The organism is Streptomyces sp. HUAS MS02 (genome assembly GCF_055702265.1).
Genome location: NZ_CM146747.1, coordinates 2,110,271 through 2,130,020, shown reverse-complemented (window position 1 = coordinate 2,130,020; position 19,750 = coordinate 2,110,271). Strand labels below are relative to the sequence as shown.

Annotated in this window: 19 protein-coding genes; 9 read left to right on the top strand and 10 right to left on the bottom strand. The window is 70.6% G+C overall.

The window, feature by feature from the left end; all coding sequences use genetic code 11:
* Window positions 1-569: 569 nt before the first annotated feature.
* Window positions 570-1,805, top strand: coding sequence for an acyl-CoA dehydrogenase family protein (locus ACZ9QC_RS09110; protein ID WP_391448503.1), 1,236 nt, complete (start codon window positions 570-572; stop codon window positions 1,803-1,805).
* 243 nt (window positions 1,806-2,048) lie between these two features.
* Here the strand turns inward: ACZ9QC_RS09110 and ACZ9QC_RS09105 are convergent, their stop codons facing one another.
* The 6 genes from ACZ9QC_RS09105 to ACZ9QC_RS09080 all read right to left on the bottom strand — a co-directional run bounded on the left by ACZ9QC_RS09105 (window position 2,049) and on the right by ACZ9QC_RS09080 (window position 7,362).
* Entirely contained in the window at window positions 2,049-2,633 is a 585-nt protein-coding gene (locus tag ACZ9QC_RS09105) for a GAF domain-containing protein (RefSeq protein WP_472919695.1), read from the bottom strand.
* A 37-nt stretch (window positions 2,634-2,670) separates the two neighbouring features.
* Window positions 2,671-3,273 carry a GTP-binding protein gene (locus ACZ9QC_RS09100; RefSeq protein ID WP_472919694.1) on the bottom strand — a complete coding sequence of 201 codons (603 nt, stop codon included), beginning with the start codon at window positions 3,271-3,273 and terminating at the stop codon, window positions 2,671-2,673.
* Complete coding sequence (locus tag ACZ9QC_RS09095) at window positions 3,251-3,619, bottom strand: DUF742 domain-containing protein (RefSeq protein ID WP_472919693.1); 369 nt, start codon at window positions 3,617-3,619, stop codon at window positions 3,251-3,253. The genes ACZ9QC_RS09100 and ACZ9QC_RS09095 overlap by 23 nt, the downstream gene beginning before the upstream one ends.
* A 4-nt stretch (window positions 3,620-3,623) precedes the next feature.
* The gene (locus ACZ9QC_RS09090) at window positions 3,624-4,061 is read right to left on the bottom strand and encodes a roadblock/LC7 domain-containing protein (RefSeq protein ID WP_184900610.1); all 438 of its coding nucleotides are present in this window, start codon (window positions 4,059-4,061) and stop codon (window positions 3,624-3,626) included.
* Window positions 4,048-5,844, bottom strand: a complete 1,797-nt coding sequence (locus ACZ9QC_RS09085) for a sensor histidine kinase (protein ID WP_472919692.1) — start codon at window positions 5,842-5,844, stop codon at window positions 4,048-4,050. Before ACZ9QC_RS09085 ends, ACZ9QC_RS09090 begins: the two co-directional genes overlap by 14 nt.
* A gap of 561 nt (window positions 5,845-6,405) precedes the next feature.
* Window positions 6,406-7,362 (bottom strand): helix-turn-helix domain-containing protein, encoded by a 957-nt coding sequence (locus ACZ9QC_RS09080; RefSeq protein ID WP_472919691.1) that lies wholly within the window; start codon window positions 7,360-7,362, stop codon window positions 6,406-6,408.
* Between the two features lie 362 nt (window positions 7,363-7,724).
* Between ACZ9QC_RS09080 and ACZ9QC_RS09075 the strand changes: the two genes are divergently transcribed.
* The 5 genes from ACZ9QC_RS09075 (at window position 7,725) to ACZ9QC_RS09055 (ending at window position 11,886) form a co-directional block, all read left to right on the top strand.
* Window positions 7,725-9,110 (top strand): ATP-binding protein, encoded by a 1,386-nt coding sequence (locus ACZ9QC_RS09075; protein WP_472919690.1) that lies wholly within the window; start codon window positions 7,725-7,727, stop codon window positions 9,108-9,110.
* A complete protein-coding gene (locus tag ACZ9QC_RS09070; RefSeq protein WP_472919689.1) occupies window positions 9,107-9,520 on the top strand; it encodes a roadblock/LC7 domain-containing protein in 414 nt (137 codons plus the stop codon). The genes ACZ9QC_RS09075 and ACZ9QC_RS09070 overlap by 4 nt, the downstream gene beginning before the upstream one ends.
* The gene (locus ACZ9QC_RS09065) at window positions 9,517-9,909 is read left to right on the top strand and encodes a DUF742 domain-containing protein (protein ID WP_472919688.1); all 393 of its coding nucleotides are present in this window, start codon (window positions 9,517-9,519) and stop codon (window positions 9,907-9,909) included. Before ACZ9QC_RS09070 ends, ACZ9QC_RS09065 begins: the two co-directional genes overlap by 4 nt.
* Window positions 9,887-10,489 (top strand): GTP-binding protein, encoded by a 603-nt coding sequence (locus ACZ9QC_RS09060; protein WP_472919687.1) that lies wholly within the window; start codon window positions 9,887-9,889, stop codon window positions 10,487-10,489. The genes ACZ9QC_RS09065 and ACZ9QC_RS09060 overlap by 23 nt, the downstream gene beginning before the upstream one ends.
* A gap of 95 nt (window positions 10,490-10,584) precedes the next feature.
* The gene (locus ACZ9QC_RS09055; RefSeq protein WP_472919686.1) at window positions 10,585-11,886 is read left to right on the top strand and encodes a cytochrome P450; all 1,302 of its coding nucleotides are present in this window, start codon (window positions 10,585-10,587) and stop codon (window positions 11,884-11,886) included.
* Window positions 11,887-11,953: 67 nt separating this feature from the next.
* Here the strand turns inward: ACZ9QC_RS09055 and ACZ9QC_RS09050 are convergent, their stop codons facing one another.
* The gene (locus ACZ9QC_RS09050) at window positions 11,954-13,201 is read right to left on the bottom strand and encodes a cytochrome P450 family protein (RefSeq protein ID WP_472919685.1); all 1,248 of its coding nucleotides are present in this window, start codon (window positions 13,199-13,201) and stop codon (window positions 11,954-11,956) included.
* A 198-nt stretch (window positions 13,202-13,399) separates the two neighbouring features.
* Here ACZ9QC_RS09050 and ACZ9QC_RS09045 point away from each other — a divergent pair, with 198 nt between their 5' ends.
* On the top strand, window positions 13,400-13,783 hold the full coding sequence (locus tag ACZ9QC_RS09045) for a hypothetical protein (RefSeq protein ID WP_472919684.1): 384 nt from the start codon (window positions 13,400-13,402) through the stop codon (window positions 13,781-13,783).
* Between the two features lie 107 nt (window positions 13,784-13,890).
* On the opposite strand, the gene ACZ9QC_RS09040 is transcribed toward ACZ9QC_RS09045, so the two are convergent.
* Window positions 13,891-14,340, bottom strand: a complete 450-nt coding sequence (locus ACZ9QC_RS09040) for a DUF6114 domain-containing protein (protein WP_472919683.1) — start codon at window positions 14,338-14,340, stop codon at window positions 13,891-13,893.
* On the bottom strand, window positions 14,340-14,999 hold the full coding sequence (locus tag ACZ9QC_RS09035) for a DUF6230 family protein (protein WP_316725141.1): 660 nt from the start codon (window positions 14,997-14,999) through the stop codon (window positions 14,340-14,342). Before ACZ9QC_RS09035 ends, ACZ9QC_RS09040 begins: the two co-directional genes overlap by 1 nt.
* Before the next feature lie 733 nt (window positions 15,000-15,732).
* On the opposite strand from ACZ9QC_RS09035, the gene ACZ9QC_RS09030 reads away from it, so the two are divergent.
* A complete protein-coding gene (locus tag ACZ9QC_RS09030) occupies window positions 15,733-16,386 on the top strand; it encodes a Tat pathway signal sequence domain protein (protein ID WP_472919682.1) in 654 nt (217 codons plus the stop codon).
* Window positions 16,387-16,490: 104 nt separating this feature from the next.
* Here ACZ9QC_RS09030 and ACZ9QC_RS09025 read toward each other — a convergent pair whose 3' ends face one another.
* Window positions 16,491-17,510: a lytic polysaccharide monooxygenase auxiliary activity family 9 protein gene (locus ACZ9QC_RS09025; protein WP_472919681.1), complete on the bottom strand. Its 1,020-nt coding sequence runs from the start codon at window positions 17,508-17,510 to the stop codon at window positions 16,491-16,493.
* A 407-nt stretch (window positions 17,511-17,917) separates the two neighbouring features.
* On the opposite strand from ACZ9QC_RS09025, the gene ACZ9QC_RS09020 reads away from it, so the two are divergent.
* The gene (locus ACZ9QC_RS09020) at window positions 17,918-19,732 is read left to right on the top strand and encodes a S8 family peptidase (RefSeq protein WP_472919680.1); all 1,815 of its coding nucleotides are present in this window, start codon (window positions 17,918-17,920) and stop codon (window positions 19,730-19,732) included.
* The last annotated feature ends 18 nt before the right edge of the window (window positions 19,733-19,750 follow it).

Genomic DNA, 19,750 nt, shown 5'->3' with positions numbered 1-19,750 from the left:
CCCGCTCGACGGCGCGACCGTAACTCGTCGCCGCGTGTGCGCACTTGTGGCCGGTCGCGATGCGGCGGGGGGTGCCGGGAGGGGACTGACGGAGCGGTAGATTCCGGGGGTTCGTGGAAAACAGACTTGTCGACACAGTGGCTCCGCAGGATCGGCACTTCGTGGCCACAACCGCCCTCTCGAGGCGTGGCTTGAAATCTATGGCGACCTGCTCAAACCCCCACGCGGGGCGCCACGGTTTGATATTTGGCGGTGCGCAGCGCGAACACGCCTTGTGCCGTACGGCGCTTGGCTGGTCGTCACGTCCGCCGTCGCCTGGTCCCGAGTTGAGGCAGTCGTGCAAGTTCGACTCGGAAAGTATCAAAATGTGGACATCGCCGTACTCGTATCTCACATTTGGGCTCATAATTCAACTGTCAATGTTTCGGCCAAACCCTCTAAACGATCTTGGCGTAAGAGGTTGATTTGTAGACCATGTTCCAGTCGGTCAGACTCCCAACCGGAACCATGATCGGCGCACAGCCACCGCGTCTCCCCCGGGCGCGGGCAAACGCCTAGAAGGGCTTGGCGTGGAACACGTCTTCACAACCCAGGATCACGAAGATCTGCGGCAGCGCGTACGCGAGTTCGCCGAGCGGGTGGTACGCCCCCTGATACCCGAGATGGAGGCCTCCCGCACCGCACTGGTGGGGCTCTCCCGTCTGATCGCCCAACAGGGCTGGATCGGTGCCACGATCGACCCGGTCCACGGCGGCATGGGCGCGGGCCACCTCGCCAAGACCATCATCATCGAGGAACTGTCCCGGGTGAGCGGCGCGATGGGGGCCATGGTCCAGGCCTCCCAGCTGGGCGTCGCCAAGATCATCCACTTCGGCGACGACAGCCAGAAACGGCACTGGCTGCCGAAGATCGCCGCGGGAGAGGTGCTGCCCACCATCGCCGTCACCGAGCCGGGGTCGGGGGGCCATGTGGCCGGTATGGAGAGCAGCGCGGTACGGGACGGCGACGACTACATCCTGAACGGCCGCAAGGTCTTCGTCGGCAACAGTCATGTGGGCGACGTGCACGGGGTCGTGGTGCGCACCGGGCCGGGCTCGAAGGGCATGACGGCCTTCCTCGTGGAGTCCGACCGTCCCGGCTTCTCCCTGGCCCCCCAGGTGCCCTCCATGGGCCTGCACGGGTTCAGCTTCGGGGAGCTCATCTTCGACAACTGCCGGGTGCCGGCCGCCAACCGGCTCGGCGAGGAGGGCGAGGGGCTGGCCGTCGCCTACTCCTCGTCGGTGCTCTACGGCCGCCTCAACCTGACCGCGGTGTCCCTGGGCATCCACCAGGCCGTGTTCGAGGAGACCGCCCGGTACTGCGGGGAGACCCAGCGCTACGGCAAGCCGCTCGGCCACCTGCCCAACATCAAGATCGAGCTGGGGCGGATGCTGCAACGCCTCACCCTCGCCCGGCAGAGCGCCTATCTCGCCGCGCACCTGCTGGACAACGGGCGGCCCTGCGACGTCGAGTTGATGTCCGCGAAGCTCTACAACGTCGAGGCGTCCATCGAGTCGGCCCAGGAGTCCGTCAAGATGCACGCCGCGTGCGGCCTGTTCACCGACCGCCCGGTGGAGCGCTATCTGCGCGACGCCTTCCACATCTACGCGCCCGCCGGCACCTCCGAGATCCAGGGCCTGAGGCTGGGTGAGTTCGCGCTCGGCGAGAACAAGGGCGAGTGGTCCGAACGGCTCGCCGAGCTGGTCCGCACGCCGCAGGTCGAGCAGCGGCAACCGGAACCGGTCCCGGTCGGAGAACTGGTCTGAGGCCAGGCACCGCGCCCCGCGAGGGGCGCGGGTCCGTCTCGACGCGCGGCTCCGCCGCGTGGGCGCGACCAGCCCCCGCCGGCCCGCGGATCACGCGCCCCGCCGGCCCGCGGATCACACGGCCCGGGAAACGCAGAGAACCGCGGACACGACGATGTGTCCGCGGCTTTCGTCTCCCGGGGGCCGGAACACCCCCGGCCCGTCTCCCCTCGACCGTGACGGACCGGCGGCGCCGGATCGGCCTCAGTGGCCGCCGGCGATGGCCTGGATCCGGTCGGACATCTCCTGGGCCATGTGCTTGATGATCTCCAGCCGCTGCCGCCCCCACGTACGGGAGTCGGTGTCGACGACGCAGATCGTGCCGAGGTTCATGCCGCCCAGGGTGTCGACCAGCGGCGCCCCCATGTAGGAGCGGATGCCGATCTCGTCGACGACCGGGTTGCCCGCGAACCGCGGGTAGTCGCAGACGTCGTCGAGCACCAGGGCCGCCGTCCGCTTGACGGTGTGCGGGCAGAAACCGTGGTCCAGGCGCATCTCCCGGCTCATCGAGGTCTCGGCCGCCTGCCCCTGCGCGATGTTCACGGGGCCGGCGTCCGGCGTGTAGAGCCCGGCGAAGAACTGACGCCTGTCGTCGACGAAGTTGACCATCGCGTACGGCGCGTCCAGCTCCAGGGCCAGCCGGCGCGCGAACGCGTCGAACTCGGCCCGGGGGGTGTCGGCGAGCCCCAGCTGGGCGAGCCTCGCGGCACGCTGCGGCGCCGCCGGATCCTCCGGGGTGAGGAGCAGACGGTCGAGCGGTGGCTCATAGGCGGAATAGGGGCTGTTCATCAGAACTCCGTTCGAGGTCGGCTGAGTTGACTCAGTGTCAACGCAGCGCGGGCGGCTGGTGCGAAGCCACGGGTGGGGTCATGCCGAGCAGATGCTGCACGAGTTCGACGAGCACGCCCGTACCGGAACTGCAGTGCCGGGCGTCGCAGAACACGATCGGTGCGTCGGACTTCAGGCCGATGGCGTCCCGGACCTCCTCGACGGAGTACTGGTAGGCGCCGTCGAACTCGTTCACCCCTACGACGAACGGGATGCCGCGCACCTCGAAGAAGTCCACCGCGGGGAAGCACGCGTCGAGCCGACGGGTGTCGGCGAGCACCACCGCGCCCAGCGCCCCGTCGGAGAGTTCGTCCCACATGAACCAGAATCGTTCCTGCCCCGGCGTGCCGAACAGGTACAGAACATGGTCCGAGCCGAGGGTGATCCGGCCGAAGTCGAGGGCCACCGTGGTGGTGGACTTCTCCTCGACCCCGGCGAGGCTGTCCGTGCCGGCGCTGGCCGTGGTGATGACCTCCTCGGTGCTCAGCGGCGCGATCTCGCTGACCGCCCCCACGAAGGTGGTCTTGCCCACCCCGAATCCGCCCGCCACGAGGATCTTCAGGGCGGTCGGGAACGGGTCAGAGTCGTGCGCGTAGGCCATCAAGCACCGCCTCCAGAACTTCTCGGTTGGCGGCGGAGGCCGCCTCTACGGCACGGGGCGCCCGTGCGGTGAGCGCCTCGTGCTGCACCAGGTCGGACAACAGGACTTTGGTGACCGCGATCGGCAGGTTCACCCGCGCGGCCACCTCGACCACCGGCACCGGCCGGACGCACAGCCCGAGCACCATGTCGTGATCGGGGCCGAGGTCCGCGAGCGGCCGTACACCGGTGGCCATCACCAGAGTGAGCAGGTCGAAGGATGTCGAGGGTCGAGTGCGCCCGTTGCTGACGGTGAACGGCCGGACTAAGCGTCCGGCTTCCTCGTCCAGGAACAGCTCGTCCGTCATCGCGTCACATCCCCGCGCCGGACGGCGCGATGGTCGAGCGGCGGGCAGGCGTGGCGAGGAACGGCTGCACGGCCCGGATGAGCATGCCCATCTCGTAGCCGAGCGTCTCGGTGTGTGTGGACGCGTCCGCGGTGACCGCCAGCACCGCGCCGTGGCCCGCGGAGGCCACGATGAGGATGCCGTTGTGCAGCTCCACGATGACCTGGCGCACGGTGCCGCCGTTGCCCAGCACCCTGTCGTGACCGAAGGAACGGCCCAGGGAGTTGAGCCCGGAGGCTATCGCGGCCAGCCGGTCGGCGTCGTCGGTGCTCAGATCCACATGTGCCTTGCTCAAGCCGTCGGACGACAGCAACAGGACCTGCCGGGTACCGGGAACGGTCTTCTTGAGGTTGTCCAGCAGCCAGTCGATGTTCTGCCCGGTGGGGTGGCTATCGCTCACCATGGTGGGGTTCTTCTCCTTGCGGTTGGGGCGGGGCCCAGCGCGCGTCGTCGACGGGGATCGCGTCGGAGGTCGCGCCGGCGAGGCCGAAGCCTCGATTGATTCCGGCCAGGAGGCCGGGGCTGAAGTTCAGTTCCTGCTCGGTGGTGTCGGGACGGGGCACGGGGCCCTGGCGGAGTTCGGGCGCCAGATGCTCCATCGCACGCCGCTTGGGCAGGTTCGGCCTGCCGGACCCGCCGGATCCGCGCGGTGCGGCCGCCGGGCGGTCGTACCCGGAGGGGCGGTACTCCGACCGTATGTCGGAGACGGGCTGAGCCCGCTCGTGCCGGGCGGCCGCCGGGGGCGGTGCGGGCGCGGCGGAGCGCTGCGGCATGCCCGGCGGGGGACCGGCCTGGGAGGCGGTGTGGGCCGGGGGAGCCGCGTGCGCGTGCGACGGTGCGGCGGCCGGGGGAACCGCGTGCGGCGAGGGCTGCCAGGCGGGCGGGGGCGACTGCGCCGGCCGGGGGGCGGCGGGCGGCCGTGCCTGGACCGGGACCTGGACGGGTGCCTGCCCCTCCTCGTCGCCCAGCAGACCCTGCGGGAGCACCAGGATCGCCTGCACACCGCCGTAGATGTTGCCCTGCAGCTGGACCGCGATGCCGTGCCGGCGGGCCAGCGAGGAGACCACGAACAGACCGATCCGGCCGTCGGCGAGCAGCTTGGCGACGTCGATGCGGGCCGGGTCGGCGAGCAGGGTGTTGATCCGGTCCTGGTCCTCCTGGGGTATGCCCAGGCCGCGGTCCTCCACCTCGATGGCGATGCCGGCGGTCACCCGGCGGGAGCGCAGGAGGATCTGGGTGTCGGGGTGGGAGAACATCGTGGCGTTCTCGACCAGCTCGGCCAGCAGGTGGATCACGTCGGCGACCGCGTGGCCGCGCAGCGTGCCCTCGATGGGCGGCACGAGTTTGACGCGGGAGTACTGCTCGACCTCGGCGATGGAGGAACGCAACACCTCGGTCAGGGTCACCGGGTTCGTCCACTGGCGCCGGGAGACCGCCCCGCCGAGCACCGCGAGGTTCTCGGCGTGCCGGCGTATTCGGGTGGCCAGGTGGTCGATGCCGAAGATCCGGCGGAGCAGGTCCGGGTCCTCGACCTGGTTCTCCAGGTCGTCCAGTTCACGGATGGTGCGGTGCACCAGCGACTGGAGCCGGCGGGCCAGGTTGACGAAGACCTCGACCTTGTCGCTGTTGTCGTCGGAGGCCGCCTGGAAGTAGCTCGCCGCCCAGACGAGGGCCTCCCGGGCCCGGTGCTGGGCCTCGGTGACGTCGTACTCCAGCTTCTGGTACGGGTCCTCGCCGTGCGGGGCCTGGTAGGCGAAGCCGCGCGAGAGCAGCTGTTCGCCGCGCTTGAGGCGGGTCAGGTCCTCGTCGAGCGCCCAGTTGCCGTTGGTGATGGCCTGGCGCAGCGACTCGGCACGCCGCGCGTCCGACCTCGCCCGCTTCCTGGCCGACAGCACGGCTCCGGCCAGACAGCCGCAGCCCAGGACCGCGCCGCCCGCCAGCACTCCCCAGGTGGCGGGGTCGGCCGTGCCCTCCTGGAGCCGCAGGACCGTGCCCGTGACGGCGGTGGATATTCCGGCCATGAAAGCGGCCGGGAGAACGGCGAGCCGTGTCAGCCGGGACTGTGCTGCGGAGGAGTTCGCGGAATCCGACACCCCGGGCTTTCCGTGCCGGTGACGGGGCGGGGGAGTGGTGGTGTCCCGCCGACCGTGATCCGGGGTCGTTGCGAAGGGTGGGGGTTCAGGCATCGGAGTCCTCTCGATCAGCCAGTACGCGACAGAGTAGCGAAGAACGTCAACTATCTGACCAGCGGTCCTAGACGCTCAGGGGAGGTCTGTCACCTGAGGTGCCGTCAGCGCGGCAAGGGTCTGCGACGCCTTTCTACCGTCTCCGTGCAAGGCGGCGCCGGTGCAGTTCTTCACACCTCCGTCACGGCGCCGAGCCAGCTGTGAAAGAGGGGCTGCCAGGAGGGGGGTCACCTGCGGATTCGGCCGTTCCGGGAGGCGTCCCCGGCCGTGGCGAACGCATGATTCACGCCATGGCGCGGTGCGTTGCCTCGTGTCAACGCCCGGCCGGACGAAAGGACTCGGGTGCGAACGGGGCGAGGTCGCACACGTTGGGTACGACGCGCTCCCGGAACATTCACACCACGAGGGCCGGAAAGCGGCCAGGATCGACCGTCGGCCACGCTTTGACCAAGCTTTGGACTTCAACGGAACGATACGGCAGTCCGATGTGAGAACCTACACACAGGTGGCTCCAGTTGTCCCGATCTCGTCCGAACTGCCTTGTCATCACGAGGAGTTGAGTCAGCGTATGCTCTGCCGCATCTCCCGGGGGCTGACGCCGTAGCGTCGCCGGAAGGCCGTGCTCAAGGCGCTCGCGGACGAGAATCCCGCGGCGTAGGCGAGGTCGGTGATCGTCAGGTGCTCGCACTCCGCGCACAGCAGGCGGTCCCGGACCAGGCGCAGCCGCTCCTCCCGGATCAGCTCGCGGGGCGTGGTGCCCGCCTGCTGCAGGGCCAGTTGGATCTGGCGCAGCGACCAGCCGAGGGCGCGCGCCACCGCCGTACCCGTGAGATTCGGATCCGCCGCGTGGTCGCGCACATAGCGGCGGACCATCGCCTCCACCTCGCCCAGCTGCCCGGGGGCATCGGGGCGGTCGTCGCCGGCGGCCAGCATGCACACCAGCTCCACCACCCGGTCGGAGACGGCGTTGAACTCCGGGTCGGTGAGCTGCTCGCGCTCCTCGTGCATCCCCGTCAGCATCGAGCCGACGATACGGCCCAGACCTGTGGCGAGGTTCAGTCCGGTGGCCACCGGTGACCGGGTGTTGAGCCGGCCGTCCACCTCGCGGGCCGGGATGGTGAAGATGAACGCGTCGACGGCGTCGCTCTGCAGGCACTGGAACGGTGAGCCGAAGGTGACCAGCGCCGCCGTGCCCGGGGTCAGCCGGGCCTCCTCGCCCTCCTGCCGCAGCACGATCTCGCCGCTCACCGGCAGCAGCAGCCGGTAGTCCTCGTCGGGGTCCTGGCGTACCTGACGCAGCGTGCGGGTGTACTCGATCTCGTCGGACCGGTACTTCACCAACTGGTACGTGTCGGTGCGCTGCCGGAGCGTCTCGCCGCGGAAGTTCTCCGCCCGCGCGTATCTGAAGCCCATCCGGGACTGGTACGAGCCGATCTGCTCGGTCCAGAAGTCGGCACGCTCGCGTGGGGCCAGCTCCTCGGTGGTCAGCGCCTCGACGCTGTAACTTCCCGCGGGCAACGCTCTCCCTCCCTGGTGCCGGGCCCCCGAAGACGTCCTCGTTGTCTCTTACGGTCCCCCGTACGGAAATCTTCAACTTCTGCTTGATCAAAGACAGTTACCGTCCGGTCGGACACGGAGGGCACCCTAGCGTGGCAAGCGGTTGCCGTGCCGCCCGGCCGATTGGCTGAATATGCCTTGGGAAACCTCTCCCCTCGCTTCCCGCCCCTTGCGCCACTCCTGCGCCCTGTGACAACTTCCCTGCGCGTCACGGAAAGTACCCGCGCGGTCGCGCCGCTAGCGTCGTGCGCTCCGTCAACTCCCGCCGGCGTCCCGGGACCCCCCGACGCCTGGGGACTTGAGGACGTTAGGACGCGTACTTCATGACCGAACCGATATCGCAGGCGGTGATCTGGGCCCTCGCGGCGGCCCTGTTCGCCACCGCCGTACTCCTGCTGCGCCAGCACGGGATCACCAGGCGACAGCGCGGAAGAAACGCCGTTCTGGCCGATGACGTGCGGGCCCGGGACGAGGAGCTGCGCCATCTGGTCACGGTCCGCCTGCCGGCCCTCGCCGACCACCCCGGCCAGACCGTGCCCGGCGTCGGACCGCTCGACGGCCGTCTCGCCGCCACGGACTTCGGCAAGGGCCTCGACGAGGTGCTCGCCCGCTTCTCCGGCGCCGTCGAACACGCGCAGCACCGGGCCGACCAGTCCGCGAAGGCCGCGCTCAAGGCGTCCATGCGCTCCATCCAGGCCCTCGCCAACGAGCAGCAGATGTCCATCTCCGAGATGCAGGAGCGGCACGACGACCCCGACGTGCTGCGCGACCTCCTCGAAGTCGACCACACCAACGCCCAGTTCGGGCGGCGCGCCCAGGCCATCGCCGTCCTCTGCGGCTCCTGGCCGGGTCGGCAGCGGGCCACCTCCCCGCTCGTCGAGGTCGTCCGGGGCGCCACCTCGCGCATCCGCGACTACCGGCGCGTCCGCGTCCACGGCCAGGTCGACCTCGCGGTGGAGAGCCGCGCCGTGGAACCGGTCGTCCTCGCGATCGCCGAGCTCCTCGACAACGCCGCCCGGCACTCCCAGCCCAACACCACCGTCGAGGTCAACGTCCAGACCGTGCACAACGGCGCCTGCGTGATCGTCGACGACGCCGGTGTCGGTATGGACGCCCACGGCGTGCGGCGCGCCACCCTGCTGCTCTCCGGCGACGCCGAGGTGGACGTCACCCGCCTCGACGACCCGCCCCAGTTCGGCTTCGCCGTCATCGGGATGCTCGCCCGGCGCTACGGATTCACCGTCTCCGTGGACACACGCTCCCCGTACGGCGGTGTCCGCGCCGTCGCCTTCCTGCCCACCGCGCTGCTCACCCACGTGGAGCCCGCCGCCCCGGAGCCGCGGCTCGACCGTACGCCCGTGGCCGAGGCCGCCCCCGGCCCCCGCCCGGCGACCGTCGGGACCGCTCCCGCCGACACCACCGAGGGCGGACTGCCCAAGCGCCGCCGACGCACCCCCAGGCGGACCGCCGCCCCGGAGCCGGAGCCCGTGGCACGGGCCGAGGAGCCCCCCGGCCGCTCGCCCGAGGAGAACGCCCGCCTCATGGGCGCCTTCGCCCGCGGCACCCGGTTCGGCCGCGCGGCGGGACGCATCCTCGACGAGGAGGAGTACATCCCGGACCGCGACCGCGACCGTGACGGTGACCACGACCGTGACGGTGACCGCGCGGCGCCCACCCCCCACCAGAACGAAGGGACCACCCACGCATGATCGAGCCCACGAAGAACGAGCTGGGCTGGATGCTCGACGACGTGCTGAAGGTTCCCGAGGCGCGGCACGCCATCCTGCTCTCCGCCGACGGCATGCTCCGCGCCCACTCCGCCGACATCGACCGTGACGACGCCGAGCGCCTCGCCGCCGGGCTCTCGGGGCTGCAGTCCATCAGCCGCAGCACCTCGGAGTTCTGCGGCCCCGCCGACCGCGCGTGGCGACAGACCCTGATCGAGTTCGGACACGGCTTCGTCTTCCTCGTCGCGGCCGGCGAGGGCGCCTATCTCGCGGTCTCCACCGGCGACGAGGTCGACATGGAGGCGGTGACCTACCGCATGCACAAGCTCGTCGACCGCCTCGGCAAGGAACTGACCAGCCCGGCACGGCTGGACACGGGCAGCAGGGCATGACCCCCCGCCGGCCACGGGGGCGGCTGGTGCGGTCGTACGTCGTCACCGACGGCCGCGCCCACCCGACCCGCAACACCCTGGACCTGGTCACGCTGCTGGTCGCCGCGACCGATCTGCCGCTGACCGGGCTCAGTCCGGAGAAGCGCCGGGTGATGGACCTGTGCCGGCCCGGCTCGCTCTCCCTGGCCGAGGTGGCGAGCCATCTGGAACTGCCGGTCAGCGTGACCAAGGTGCTGGTCGCCGACCTCATGGACAGCGGCCACATCGTCACCCGCGCATCGTCCCCCGCGCTCGAACAGGCTCGCGCGGGGGCCTCCCTCCCGGCCGCCCGGCCGTCCGACGCGAAAATCCTCCAGGAGGTCCTCGATGGGCTCCGCGCCCGCCTCTGACGACGTCTACCTGCGGCCCACGGTGCGAACGGCGGCCAAGCTGCTGGTCGTCGGTCACTTCGCGGTCGGCAAGACCACGTTCGTCGGCACGCTCTCCGAGATCCGGCCGCTGCGCACCGAGGAGGTCATGACCGAGGCCGGCGCGCTCGTCGACGACCTCGCCGGCACCCGTGACAAGACCACCACCACGGTCGCCATGGACTTCGGCCGGCTCACCCTCGACGACTCCCTGGTGCTCTACCTGTTCGGCGCCCCCGGACAACAGCGCTTCACCAGGCTCTGGCAGGACATGACCCGCGGCGCCCTCGGCGCGCTGGTCCTCGCCGACACCCGCCGGCTGTCCCACTCCTTCGAGGTGATGGGCCTCCTGGAGGAGCTCGACCTGCCGTACGCCGTCGCCGTCAACGACTTCGACGGCGCGCCCGTGCACGATCTGGACGAGGTGCGCGAAGCGCTCGACCTGCTGGACGAGACGCCGCTGGTGCGCTGCGACGCCCGTGACCCGGACTCCTCCACCCGGGCGCTGATCGCCCTCGTCGAATACCTCCTGGACCACAAGACCGAACTGGAGCCCGCGTGACCCCCGCACCGCAGTCCGGTCCCTCCGGCCCCCTCGGTCCATCCGAGTCATCCGTCCCGTCCGGCCCGCCGCCGGGCTGTCCGGCCCACCAGCCCATGTACGGGCCTGAGTTCGCCGCCGACCCGGCCGCGTTCTACCGACGGGTGCGCGCGACCGGCCCGACCGCACCCGTCGAGCTGGCCCCCGGCGTACGGGCCACGCTCGTCACCTCCTACGACGCCGCCCTGCACGTGCTGCGCAGCACGGAGACCTTCTCCAAGGACCCACGCCGCTGGAACGACCTCGCGGACGGCACCGTCCCCCCGGACAGCCCCGTCGTCCCGATGATGATGTACCGGCCCAACGCCCTGTTCTCCGACGGGGAGGACCACCGGCGGCTGCGCGGTGCCATCACCGACAGCCTCGCCCGCGTCGAGCCCAACACCCTGCGCGGCTATGTCGAACGCAGCGCCGACACCCTCATCGACCGGTTCGCGCCCACGGGCAAGGCGGACCTCCTCGGCGAGTACGCCCAGGTGCTGCCCCTGCTGGTCTTCAACCACCTCTTCGGCTGTCCGGCCGAGCTGGGGCTGAAGCTGGTCGAGGGCATGTCCGGCATCTTCGACGGAGTGGACGCCGAGCGCGCGAACGAGCTGCTCACCACCACTCTCCTCGAACTGGTCACGCTCAAGCGGAAGCAGCCCGGGGCCGACGTGACGTCCTGGCTCACCCTGCACCCGGCGGAACTCACCGACGAGGAGATGATCCACACCCTCGTCGTGCTCATGGGCGCGGGCACCGAGCCGCAGCAGAACCTCATCGCCAACGCGCTGCGGCTGCTGCTCTCCGACGACCGGTTCGCCGGTGATCTGTCCGGGGGCAGCCTCCCCGTGGAGGACGCGCTCGACGAGGTGCTGTGGACCGATCCGCCGATGGCCAACTACGCCGTGCACTACCCGAAGCGGGACGTGGTGTACGAGGGCGCGATGCTGAGGGCCGGCGATCCGCTGGTCGTCTCGTTGGCGGCGGCCAACACCGACCCGGCCCTGACGAGTGATCAGCGGACGGGCAACCGCGCCCACTTGGCGTGGAGCGCGGGCCCGCACAACTGCCCCGCGCAGAGCGAGGCCCGGCTGATCGCGTCGGTGGCGGTGGAGAAACTCCTGGACCGGCTGCCCGACGTCGATCTCGCCGTGCCCGTGGGGGCGTTGGAATGGCGACCGGGCCCCTTCCACCGGGCGCTGGCGGCACTGCCGGTGACCTTCCCGCCGACGACGACGGTGGTCACGCAGCCCCCGCGCCCAGGGCCGGCCACCCCCGACCGCCCCCAGGACCCGAACGACACCCCCCGGCCCCCGGCCCCCACCCACCCGAGAAACGGCTGGTCCCGCCTACTGGCCTGGTGGCGCGGGGAGTAGGGGGACCGCGCCCCCGGCGGTGGCGACCCGAGCCGGGAAGAGGCGGCAGTGCCGGCGCCGGGCTTCGTCAGGTGCGGCGGACCGGGAGGTGGCGGTGGCCGTTGGAGATGAAGGACTCCACGTGACCCAACTGCTCTTCCGTGGCCGCCAGTTCGAGTGCCGGGAAGCGGGCGAACAGTGCCGGGAGTGCGATGCGGGCCTCCAGGCGACCGAGGGGCGCGCCCAGGCAGTGGTGGACCCCGTGGCCGAAGGCGAGGTGTTCCTTGTCGGCCCGGGTGACGTCGAAGGCGTCGGCCTCCTTCCCGTGCCGCTCGGGGTCGCGCCCGGCGGCCGCGTACGCGGCCAGGATCGGCTCACCCTTGGCGATCACCACCCCCTCGGGCCCGCCGAGCTCGGCGAGGGCGAGGTCCTCCACGGCGTAGCGCAGCGGCAGGCTCGCCACCGGCGCCTGCGCCCGCAGCGTCTCCTCGATCACGTCGTCCCAGGTCGCCCGGCCCTCCCGGACATGGGCGAGCTGCTCGGGGTGGGCGAGCAGGGCGTGGACGGCCTGGTCGAGGAGGTTGACGGTGGTCTCGTGCCCGGCGCTGATCATCAGCACCAGCGTGTCGATGAGTTCCTGTTCGCTGAGCCGGGTCTCGTCCTCGTCGCGGGCGGAGATCAGCCCGGAGGTGAGGTCGTCGCCGGGTGACTCCCGCTTGGCGGCGACGAGTTCGGCCAGTACGGCCTGCAACCGCCCGAACGCGGCGGTCATCTCACCGGGATCGGCGGAGGTGTCGAAGATCCTGTCCACCAACTCCCGCAGTTCCAGGCCCCGTTCCTCGGGCAGCCCGAAGAGTTCGGTGATCACCTGGATCGGCAGCGGATAGCAGAACTCCTCCCGCAGATCGACGGTCCCGGTGCGCCGGAAGCCCTCCTCGATCCGGTCCAGCAGCCCCTTGGTGATCTCCTCGATACGCGGCTGGAGGGCGTTGGTGCGGCGCGCGGTGAACGCCTTGGCGACCAGTGTGCGCAGCCGCTTGTGGTCCCCGCCGTACGCGGTGAACATGTTCTGCACGGCCACCCAGGTGAACAGCGGCCACTCCGGCGTGATCTCACCGGCGGCGAACCTCGGCCAGTGCTGCCGCGCGTCCTTCGACACCCGGGGGTCGGTGAGCAGCCGCTTGAGCAGCTCGGGGCTGCTGACGGCCCAGGCCTCGACGGCCGGCGGCCCCGGCAGCACGACCCGGGTCGCCGGACCCGTCTCGCGGATACGGGCGGCCTCGCCGTGGATGTCACGGCCGGTCGGGTCGATCACTAAGGGGCTGGGGTGGCCCATGGGGGTCCTCCTGGGTCGAAGACGGTCCAACAGCGCAACGTGCAAGCCCGGTCACGCTACGGCTCGACGGCACGGCCGGGCGAGATCGTGTCCCGCGCGCTGCGTACGACGGCAACTTCCCTGCGCGTACTCGCAAGTCGGCTGTGGAGACCGCTCCTAGGATCGGGCCCACCCCCCCTCGAAGAGCCGGTGAGTTCCATGATGGTCAGCAGGGCCCCGCGCTGGATGTGTTCCTACAGTCCCGAAGTACGCACCGTGCCCGCCGGGCGGTGGTGGAACGCCGTACGGGTGCCGGTGGCCCTCGGCGCACCGGCCCTCGCGTCCCTCGGGGACGAGAGCGGCGCCGTCATCAAGGACGGCTACGGCGGCATCATGTACTGGCTGGTCCTGCCGGGTGACGCGTCCGCCTGGCACCTGCCCGACGTCCAGGTCCTCGGCCGGGGCAGTCACGTGGCCGTCCCGCCCCTGCGCCGTACCGCGGGCCCCGGCCTCTACTGGCGCGTCCCGCTCACCCACGACACGTACTGGACGAACACGGCCCGGCTGCACTCGGCGCTGACGACAGCGTCGGCTCCCCTGTAAACGCCGAACCCCGCACCCCCCAGGGGCGCGGGGAACCGCGCGAACAACCACGACGAACCGGTAGCCGCCGAACAACCGCGACCATCCGAGCTCCGCGCGGCGTGCTTCTACGACTTCTCCGAAGCCGAAGCCGAAGCCGAAGCCGAAGCCGGCGCCTGCGCCTGCGCCGAAGCCCGCGCCGCCTTCTCCGCCCGCTTCGCCGACCGCTTCTGCCGGGGTTCCTGGTCGGGCAGCCAGCCGAAGGCCAGCGTGCTGCCCACCGCGCCCAACAGCAGTCCGACGACGAACCCGCCGATGTTGGACGTGAGCCATGTGCCCAGCGAGAGCATGATCCCGAGGATGGAGTAGAACAGGCGCTGAGCGGGGTTGAAGATGATCAGCAACCCGCACACGATCATCAGCGAGGGCAGAAGATAGCCCGCCAGCCCCTGCATTCCGATCTTCAGGATGACCGGGAGCGGCGCCTTCATCGTCAGCAGGATCTCGGCGCCGCCCAGCGCCAGCAGCAGACCACCGGCGAACGGCCGGTGACCTCTCCATTCCCGGAAGTCGCTCACTAGTCGCAGCCCTCGCTCCGGAAGTTCATGTGCAGGTCGGGGAGCTTGAAGACGGCCGCCGTGGCGGCGTAGTTGTGCTGGTACAGGTCGGTGATCGTGACCGTGTCGGCCTGCTGGCCGTAGACACCGGGCTGACCCTTCTGGTCCACCTTGTCGAACGTGCTGGAGTCACGGCCGATCTCGATGTTGTTGAACGAGGCGTCGCCCGAGATGTCGTCGGAGTCGATCGCCAGGTTCTTCACGCTCACCGGCGTGCCCTTGTTGCCGGCGGTGAGGACCAGCTGGATGCCGCCGAGGTCCACGCTCTGGCAGAGGTTCGTCAGCTTGCCGTTCTTCACGACCGAGGTCACGACCAGCACCTGACCGCCGGTGTCACCCTCGTTCGGGCTGTTCTCGATCATGTGGTCCAACGCGCCGAACTGGGCGAAGCCCTCGCCGTCGAGCTTGTCGGCGGTGACGACGAACGGCATGCCCGAGATGGCGAACTGGACACCCAGAGCACCCTGCGCGGTCATGATCATCAGGCCGGCGGCGACCGCCGTGGCCGGCACCGCCATCACCGCGGCGCGCTTCAGACGGACCCGCCCGCGTCTTCCGGACGCTTCGGGACCCTCGGGTCTTTCGTTGGTGGACGCCGTGACGTCCGAGGACGAGGCCATGTGTGCTCCCTGGACTTCCAAGTCATTGCAGTTGGGGCAACGGCACGTTGTCCTGGCGCGGACAGCGGTTGCGGCGCACGCCTGAGAGCACCTCCCGTGGTGCAAGGGCTTACTTGCTACGCCGCAGTAGCCATTCGGGAAGTTACCGGTGGTTACTTTCAAGGGTCAAGGTGCTTGTGGCAAAAGGATGTTGGTTGTGCCGTCCCTGTGAAAGCTGAGCATCTCTCACCTTTGGTTTTGTCTCCGGAAGCCACTGATCTCGGCCAACTCCGAACCGCTGCTTGGCCATCAACTTGCTTGCGATGCCTTGACGTTGACTCTTCTTCAGGTCTACAACTCTCCCGGGTTTCCCCCACGGATCCGTGGCGCCGGATCCGACGCGCAGCGCCTGTCACCGTCCCGAACTCCCCGTTGCCGACGGGGCGTGGGTGACCCACCTGAACGCGCTGCGCGGCCCACGCAGCACCACCCCTCGCCGCGGTGCCGGGCACGGTCGCCTTCCCCTCCACTGGGCCGTGTCCCGGTCCCCGGCTGTCGCTGCCGGTCCGTCACGTACGGAGAAGGCGTGCCACGGATCGGCGGCGACCGTACGGCGCCGTGCGGCATCGCCGCGTTCCCCCGCGCGAACGGTGACCACTCGCGCGCGATCACCGCAGTCCACGCACCGTCGAGGGCTGTCACCCGCACTTGCCGGGGGCCTGACGGCCCTCGCTTCCCGAGAAGAGGCACCCCCATGCGTACGCGATCCCTCCTTGCCCTCGCCGCCGGCACCGCCGCCCTGCTGGTGTCCGCCGTCAGCCCCGCCTCCGCCGCGGACACCGTGCTCACCACCGGCGGCCCCGCCGGTGACGCGGTCGCGGTCGGCGACGTTCTCAGCGCCTCGCTGGCCTCCGGCACGGCCGCCACGTTCTACTCCAGCGCGACCGGGACGAGCGGCGTCTCCTGTGCCGCGTCGACCTTCACCGCCACGGTCACCGACAACCCGGCGGCGCCCGGCACGGCCACCGAGACCGTGAACGCCCACACCTTCGGCAGCTGCACCAGCAACGTCTTCGGTGTGACCGGCGTCAACAGCGTCACCGTCAACAACCTGCCCTACACCACCTCCGTGACCTCCGACGGCGTCGTCACGGTCAGCCCGGCCGCGGGCTCGGCCCTCCAGACCACCGTCGTCCTGCGCACGCTGCTGGGCACCATCAACTGCGTCTACCAGGCGCCCAGCATCACCGGCACCTCCAACAACACCGACAACAGCATCAACTTCACCGCCCAGGCCTTCACCAAGACCTCGGGCTCCTCGCTGTGCTTCGCCAACGGCTACTTCACGGCGAAGTACGCGCCCGTCACGGACACCACCCAGGGCGGCGCGACGGTCTTCACCAACTGACCGCACCAGCAGGTCGGTCACCGGTCCGGCGGTCGGTGACCGACCCGAGGCGCTGACCGGTCGTCCGGCCGGCGCCTCGATCGGCGGCCCGGTCGCTTGCCCGATCAGCCGTCGACGCGAGAGCGGCGCCCTCGTCCGCGGAGATGGAGGGCGGCGCCCACGGTGAGCACCAGGACCGTGGCGCCGCCCGCCAGCAGCGGTACGGAGGTGCCGCTCTCGTCGGTCGTGGAGGCGACGGGGCTGCCGGCGTCGGCCGCCCGCGCCTCGCCCCCGGCGTCGGCGGGGCCTGCGGCCGGCGCCTCGATGGACGTCGTCGGCGCCGTCGTCGCGGGCCGGGGCTTCTCCTCGCCCGCCTTCCCGGTGGCCGGCTTCCCGGCCGCGGTTGCCTCGCCCCCGGTCGGCGTCCCGTCCGAACTCCCGCCGCCCGCACCGGAGTCGGCCGATTTCGCCTTCGGGAACACCACGTCCGAGCAGGAGTAGTAGGTGTCGACCGTGCTCGTGTTCTGCCAGATCGTGTAGAGCACATGGTGCCCGGCCCGATCGGCCGGCAGCTTCGCCGAGAATCGGTACGAGCCGTTCCGCAGCGGGGGGTCGGTGACCGAGGCGAACGGCTCCTCGGGCAGATCGGACCACTTCAGCGGCTTCGTGGGGTCGTACCCCGGTTTCGTCAGGAACAGCTTGAAGGTCCCGGTGTGCGGGATCGTCGACCGGTACGTCAGATCCAGCGTGGCCCCGGGGGAGAGACGGGTCGAGGGCCAGTCGGCGCGGGCCAGGTCGAGCCCCTGGTAGGCCGCGAGCCCTCCGCTGCACAGCCGCCCGTCGGGGACGACCTCCCGGTCCCGCCCGTTCACCCCGGCGATCCGCATGTTGTCCCACGCGGTGAAGGGCGCCCCGTTCGCGGCGACGGCGGCCTCGCACGCCGCCGTGCCCTGACTGTCCCCCTCCGGCGAGCACGCCGAGACCCGGCTCACCGGATCCGTCGGCGCACCGTGCGCCCGGGCCGGTCCGGCGGCGCCCACGGTGAGAAGCAGGGGGGCCACCGCGGTGGCCGCGGCGGCCATGACGACGGCGCGGCGGCCGGTGCCACGACGAGCGGTCGCGCGGTGGGCGGACAAGCGGTACATCCGGTACGTCCGATCCATGGAGGTCGAGGGCTGACGGTCGGTGCACCGTGTCGTACGGGACCCATGAGCGCCGCGTTCAACGCCCCGAGCCTGTTCGACCGGTCGGATCCGGCCACCGGGCCGTGCGGCCACGACGCGTCGGCAAAACCGGCGAAGCGGCACATCGAGCCACGACTCCCGGGCGGCGTAGGGGAGTTCCCCGGCGGTCGAGGGTTTTCCCCGTATCCCCATGACCTGGGCTTTGCCTAATGTCATCGCACAGCCGAACCATAGGTAACCCCTGGTGGGACGGCCCGCGCTTGGCCGGTTTCTGCGCCAACCCTTTCCGGACCCCCCGCCGCTTCGATGAAGAAGCGCTTCACCGCCGCTCCTCCCCTGACATGAGCAGGCCACGAAAGGCGAAGCCCTTGCGTACTTCTCCCTCTCGTACCGCAGGACGGAAGCTCATCTCCGTCGCCGCGGTCTCCGTCGCCCTGGTGGCGGGCATGACCTCCTCGGTCGCCGTCGCCCAGGCCCCGTCCGCGAAGGCAGACGCCGCCGCCCCCGCCGTGGCCGGCGCCACCGAGGCCGCGCCCGGCACCGTCGCCGAGCGCCTGATCGTCGGCTACAAGTCCGGTGCCGCCGAGGCCACCTCGAACAAGGCCGCCGACGCCGACGCCGCCGCCAAGGGCAAGGAGGCCGGCGAGAGCCTCGACTTCCAGCGCCGGCTCGGCAGCGGTGCCGCCCTGGTCGACCTGGGCGACGACCTCACCAAGACGGACGTCGCCGACGTCATCTCCGAGTACCAGGCCGACCCGCAGGTCGCCTATGTCGTCCCGGACCGCCTGAACAAGGCGCTGGCCACCCCGAACGACACCGAGTACACCAAGCAGTGGGACCTCTACGAGTCCACGGCTGGCATGAACCTGCCAGAAGCCTGGGACAAGACCACCGGTTCCGGTGTGACGGTCGCCGTCATCGACACCGGTTACGTCGCCCACTCGGACCTCGCCGCGAACATCGTCGGCGGCTACGACTTCATCGCCGACACCACCGTCGCCAACGACGGCAACGGCCGTGACAGCAACCCGGCCGACCCCGGCGACTGGACGGCGGCCAACGAGTGCGCCTCGGGCGACCCGGCCAGCACCTCCTCCTGGCACGGCACCCACGTCGCCGGCACCATCGCCGCCGTCACCAACAACAGCAAGGGTGTCGCCGGTATCGCCTACGGCGCCAAGGTCTCCCCGCTGCGGGTCCTCGGCAAGTGCGGCGGCTACGACTCCGACATCATCGACGCCATCACCTGGGCGTCCGGCGGCACCGTCTCCGGCGTGCCCGCCAACACCAACGTCGCCAAGGTCATCAACATGAGCCTCGGCGGGGGCGGCGCCTGCACCTCCGCGACCCAGACCGCGATCAACGCCGCCGTCAACCGCGGCACCACGGTCGTCGTCGCGGCCGGCAACAGCAACGCCAACGCGGCCAACTACTCGCCGGCCAGCTGCAACAACGTGATCTCGGTGGCGGCCACCAACCGCGCCGGCTCCCGCTCGTACTACTCGAACTTCGGCTCGGTCGTCGACATAGCGGCCCCCGGCGGCGAGACCCGCACCGTCGAGACCGGCGGCATCCTGTCCACGCTGAACGCGGGCGCCTCGACCCCCGGCAGCGAGTCGTACGACTACTACCAGGGCACCAGCATGGCCGCCCCGCACATCGCGGGCCTCGCCGCGCTGGTGAAGTCGGCGAACTCGGCGCTGACCCCGGCCCAGATCGAGTCCGCGATCAAGACCAACTCGCGTGCTCTGCCGGGCACCTGCTCGGGCGGTTGCGGCGCCGGCCTCGCCGACGCGGCCAAGACGGTGCAGGCGGTGACCGGTGGAGGTTCCACGGGGGGCACCACCTTCACCAACACCACGGCCCTGTCCATCCCGGACAACGGCGCGGCGGTCGAGTCCTCGATCTCCGTCACCGGCCGCACGGGCAACGCCCCCTCGGCCCTCCAGGTCGGCGTGGACATCACCCACACCTACCGCGGTGACCTGGTCCTGGACCTGGTGGCCCCCGACGGCTCGACCTACCGCCTGAAGAGCTCCAGCTCGGACTCCGCGGACAACCTGGTCACCACCTACTCGGTGAACGCCTCCAGCGAGGTCGCCAACGGCACCTGGAAGCTCCGCGTCCAGGACGTCGCCGCCGCGGACACCGGCCGGCTGAACAGCTGGCAGCTGACCTTCTGAGTCCCGGGCCGTCAGGCC

Coding starts and splice junctions, on each gene's coding strand:
- ACZ9QC_RS09105 (WP_472919695.1), bottom strand. CDS start 2,633: ATGAACAGCCCCTATTCCGCCTATGAGCCACCGCTCGACCGTCTGCTC.
- ACZ9QC_RS09045 (WP_472919684.1), top strand. CDS start 13,400: ATGATGGTCAGCAGGGCCCCGCGCTGGATGTGTTCCTACAGTCCCGAA.
- ACZ9QC_RS09050 (WP_472919685.1), bottom strand. CDS start 13,201: ATGGGCCACCCCAGCCCCTTAGTGATCGACCCGACCGGCCGTGACATC.
- ACZ9QC_RS09065 (WP_472919688.1), top strand. CDS start 9,517: ATGACCCCCCGCCGGCCACGGGGGCGGCTGGTGCGGTCGTACGTCGTC.
- ACZ9QC_RS09100 (WP_472919694.1), bottom strand. CDS start 3,273: ATGGCCTACGCGCACGACTCTGACCCGTTCCCGACCGCCCTGAAGATC.
- ACZ9QC_RS09055 (WP_472919686.1), top strand. CDS start 10,585: ATGTACGGGCCTGAGTTCGCCGCCGACCCGGCCGCGTTCTACCGACGG.
- ACZ9QC_RS09085 (WP_472919692.1), bottom strand. CDS start 5,844: ATGCCTGAACCCCCACCCTTCGCAACGACCCCGGATCACGGTCGGCGG.
- ACZ9QC_RS09035 (WP_316725141.1), bottom strand. CDS start 14,999: ATGGCCTCGTCCTCGGACGTCACGGCGTCCACCAACGAAAGACCCGAG.
- ACZ9QC_RS09025 (WP_472919681.1), bottom strand. CDS start 17,510: ATGTACCGCTTGTCCGCCCACCGCGCGACCGCTCGTCGTGGCACCGGC.
- ACZ9QC_RS09095 (WP_472919693.1), bottom strand. CDS start 3,619: ATGACGGACGAGCTGTTCCTGGACGAGGAAGCCGGACGCTTAGTCCGG.
- ACZ9QC_RS09030 (WP_472919682.1), top strand. CDS start 15,733: ATGCGTACGCGATCCCTCCTTGCCCTCGCCGCCGGCACCGCCGCCCTG.
- ACZ9QC_RS09075 (WP_472919690.1), top strand. CDS start 7,725: ATGACCGAACCGATATCGCAGGCGGTGATCTGGGCCCTCGCGGCGGCC.
- ACZ9QC_RS09090 (WP_184900610.1), bottom strand. CDS start 4,061: ATGGTGAGCGATAGCCACCCCACCGGGCAGAACATCGACTGGCTGCTG.
- ACZ9QC_RS09070 (WP_472919689.1), top strand. CDS start 9,107: ATGATCGAGCCCACGAAGAACGAGCTGGGCTGGATGCTCGACGACGTG.
- ACZ9QC_RS09060 (WP_472919687.1), top strand. CDS start 9,887: ATGGGCTCCGCGCCCGCCTCTGACGACGTCTACCTGCGGCCCACGGTG.